This window comes from Streptomyces sp. NPDC058157 (genome assembly GCF_042884105.1).
Classification (GTDB): domain Bacteria; phylum Actinomycetota; class Actinomycetes; order Streptomycetales; family Streptomycetaceae; genus Streptomyces.
Genome location: NZ_JBHVUQ010000289.1, coordinates 3,697 through 7,301 on the forward strand (window position 1 = coordinate 3,697; position 3,605 = coordinate 7,301).

The window sequence follows — 3,605 nt, forward strand, 5'->3', positions numbered from 1 at the left end:
CTCCAGGGCGGTGCGGGCCGCCGCGAGGGTCTCGGCGGGCGGGGGCGGGGCGGACGGCAGGTGCGCGATCAGGTCGAGGTGGTGCAGGGTCCATTCCAGGACGTACGCCGACAGGTAGTCGGCGACGGTCAGCACCTCGCCCTGCGTGCCGACGCGGGCCGCCGGATCGGCGAGCGAGGCCGCCCGGCCGGCGGCCGAACCGACGTCGTCGAGGTGGAACTTGAGCCACCGCGGCTCGCCGTAGGCCGCCGCCAGCCGGGGGACCAGCGCGTCGAGCGGGTCCTCGCCCGTCGGGGGGTCGACCAGCTTCCAGTAGCCGACCGCGTCCACGGTGGGTTCCGTCCCGGCCGGGGTGACCAGGGTGATCAGGACGTCCTGGGCGTCGATGACCAGGTGGCACACCAGGTCCCGCACGAGCCAGCCGGCGCACCCGGACGGCCGCTCGAAGTCCCGGTCCGGGAGGCCGGCGACCGCCGCCCGCAAGGCCGTCCATGAGCGTGAGAAGAGGTCCATCCCGGCACGGTACCCCGGCGGCCCGGTCCCGCGATCCCATTATCGTCAATTGGACGAGAATGGGTTAGGGTCGGGAGCATGACCGATGCGACGAACGAAGCGGACGCCGAACTCGCCCTGCGGGCGGCCGAACTGGTGACCCGTTGGGTCTCGGCGGACAACCCCCTGACGGACGACCGGAGATGGGAGCTGGTAGCCCTCCAGCACCCGGGCTCCGGGCACACGGAGATGTGGGCCTGGGACGACGTCCTGGCCTGGGAGCGCGCACTGGCGACCGTCCTGGCCACCGACGACGGCGGCCCGGAGAGCCGTGAACGCATGGCGGGCGCCAGGGCGACGGCCGTGGCGGCCATGCGGGACATGCTGCTCCGCGGCATTCCCGCCGGGGAGCTCGTCAACCAGCTCTGGCGGGGCGGAGAGGGCCCCGACCCCCGCGAGCAACTGCGCCACTTCGTGGCCACGCACGCCTAGAAAACCGGATGCCCGGTGGTGTCCGGTGTGACCACACTGACCCCACCACACACCACCCCACCCCTGAGGACGTCCCCACCCGTGCAGGCTGCCGTCACCGTCACCCCCGCCCAGATCCCCGAGCTGCTGCTCGGCCTCGCCACCGTGCGGCCCGTCTTCCTCTGGGGGGCGCCCGGCATCGGGAAGTCCTCGCTGGTCAGGAAGTTCGCCGACGCCCTGGGCCTGGAGTGCGTCAGCCTCCTCGGCACGCAGCTCGCCCCCGAGGACCTGATCGGCGTGCCCCAGATCCGCGACGGCCGCTCGGTCTTCTGCCCGCCCGAGGCCATCGCCCGCGACGAGCCGTACTGCCTCTTCCTCGACGAGCTCAACGCCGCGAGCCCGGACGTCCAGAAGGCCTTCTACTCGCTGATCCTCGACCGCCGGATCGGCTCCTACGAACTGCCCGCCGGATCCATCGTCATCGGCGCCGGCAACCGCGCCACGGACAACGCCCTGGCCCGGCCCATCGCCTCCGCCCTCGTCAACCGCCTCACCCACGTCCACCTCCAGGCGTCCGCGCAGGACTGGCTGGTGTGGGCCGGCGAGCACGGCATCCACCCGTGGGTCACCGACTACCTCACCGACCGCCCCGACCACCTGTGGTCGCAGCCGCCCAAGACCGAGGAGCCCTTCTCCACCCCGCGCTCCTGGCACATGCTCTCCGACGCCCTGCACTCCTTCGGCCCGGAGCTGGACGAGCACACCCTCAAGGTCGTCGCCCACGGCACCCTCACCCCCGCGCACGCCGTCTCCTTCTGCGGCTACGCCAAGATCGTCCGTCACACCTTCGGCATCGAGGCCATCCTGAAGGGCGACGTCTCCTGGCCCACCCGGCTCCAGGACCGCGACCTGCTCTACTACCTCGCGGAAGCCTTCCGGGGCCGCCTGCTCAAGGAGCTCCCCGCACAGAAGGAGCACGTCTCGCCGGCCCTGCGCCAGCACACCCACCGCTTCAAGTCGCTCCTCGTCCAGCTCGCCGAGATCTCCGTCGAGGTCGCGCAGACCGTCATCGCCGACGACGCCGACGGACTGCCCGTGCTGCCCGGCTGGTTCCTGATCGAGGCCGCCCGCGACATGCCCCGGCTGGTCGAGGCCCGCCGGTGAGCCGCGGCAGCGGCAAGGCCCGGGCGAAGGCCGCCGCCAAGCCCGACCCGGCCACGCAGGCCTTCGCCGAGGGCCTCGCCCTGGTCAACCGGAACCCCGCCCTCGGCGCCCTCCACGGCAAGTTCTGCCGCGAGGCCGGCTGCAAGGAGTCCCCGGACGGGGGCCTGGCCGCCGTCACCTCCAACGGCGTCGTCCACGCCCACCCCACCCGGCGGGCCGAACCGGGCGAGTGGGCGTGGGCGCTCGCCCACGCCCTGCTCCACCTCGGCTTCGGCCACGTCCCCGCCGCCGATGACGAGAACCGGACCCAGCCGGACCCGTTCGACCTCGCCGCCCGCTGCGTGGTCGTCAACCGCTTCCTGCAGACCTTCCCCGTCGGCCGCACCCCCGACCACCTGCCCGCCGAGTACCCCGGCGGCGACGAGGACGAGCTCGCCGCCCGCTGGCGCCGCGACGGCATCCCGCCCGCCTACGAGCACTGCGGCACCGCCGGGCACGGCCCCGACCAGGTCCTGACCACCTGGCGGGCCTGGGGCGGCACCGCCGTCCCCGACTGGCAGACCGCCTTCGCCGCAGCGTCTCCGCCGCCATGGACGTGGCCGGCGGCCGCCGCGACCGGACCACCGGGCAACGCGTCGCCCAGCGCCCCTGGGACCGGGCCCTGAACTGGTTCGTGTCCTCGTACCCGCTGCTCGGCGGGCTCGCCGCCGGCCTGACCGTCGTCGCCGACGCCGAACTGGCCCGCGCCCAGGACATCGCGGTCGCGGCCGTCAGCGCACCCGCCGGAGAGATCTACGTCAACCCGCTGCGCACCTTCGAGGACGAGGAATGGCGGTTCATCCTGGCCCACGAGATGCTGCACGCCGCCCTGCGCCACGGTGAGCGCCGCGGCGGCCGCGACCCGTACCTTCACAACGTCGCCGCCGACTACGTCGTCAACGACTGGCTGGTGGAGATGCGCATCGGCAGCATGCCCGAGGGGCTGCTGCACGACCCGGCGCTGCGCGGGCTCTCCGTCGAGGAGGTGTACGACCGGATCGCCGGCGACCTGCGCCGGATGCGGCGGCTCGCCACCCTGCGCGGCAAGGGCGCCGGGGACATCCTGGGCGAGCCCCTCGCGCACGGCGCGGGGCGCCCGTACGCGGACCTCGACGAGTTCTACCGGCGCGGCCTCGTCCAGGGCTTCGACCTGCACGTCCGCGAGGGGCGCGGCCTGCTGCCCGCCGGGCTCGTCCAGGAGATCCGGGCCCTGGCCCACCCGCCGGTGCCCTGGGACGCCCGGCTCGCCCGCTGGTTCGACGAATACGTGCCGAGGCCCGAGGCCGTACGGTCCTACGCCCGCCCGGCGCGCCGCCAGGCCTCGACCCCCGACATCCCGCGCGCGGGCCGGTACTTCCCGCCCGAGGAGACCGCCCGCTGCACCTTCGGCGTGGTGCTCGACACCTCCGGGTCGATGAACGCCGCCCTGCTCGGCAAGG

Annotated in this window: 3 protein-coding genes and 1 pseudogene; 3 read left to right on the forward strand and 1 reads right to left on the reverse strand. The window is 73.9% G+C overall.

Features of this window, described 5'->3' with window-relative positions; genetic code table 11:
• The coding region (locus ACFVXK_RS35850) for a maleylpyruvate isomerase N-terminal domain-containing protein (protein WP_389620685.1) at positions 1 to 513 on the reverse strand (513 nt) is incomplete at its 3' end.
• A gap of 78 nt (positions 514 to 591) precedes the next feature.
• Here ACFVXK_RS35850 and ACFVXK_RS35855 point away from each other — a divergent pair.
• The 3 genes and pseudogenes from ACFVXK_RS35855 to ACFVXK_RS35865 form a co-directional block, all read left to right on the forward strand.
• On the forward strand, positions 592 to 984 hold the full coding sequence (locus tag ACFVXK_RS35855; RefSeq protein ID WP_389620688.1) for a hypothetical protein: 393 nt from the start codon (positions 592 to 594) through the stop codon (positions 982 to 984).
• A gap of 81 nt (positions 985 to 1,065) precedes the next feature.
• Positions 1,066 to 2,127, forward strand: a complete 1,062-nt coding sequence (locus tag ACFVXK_RS35860) for an ATP-binding protein (RefSeq protein WP_389620691.1) — start codon at positions 1,066 to 1,068, stop codon at positions 2,125 to 2,127.
• Positions 2,124 to 3,605: pseudogene (locus ACFVXK_RS35865) on the forward strand (hypothetical protein); the annotation flags it as partial. The gene ACFVXK_RS35860 and the pseudogene ACFVXK_RS35865, both read left to right, overlap by 4 nt.

Excerpts from the sequence above, each read along its gene's own strand:
- ACFVXK_RS35855 (WP_389620688.1), top strand. The coding sequence starts at position 592 with ATGACCGATGCGACGAACGAAGCGGACGCCGAACTCGCCCTGCGGGCG.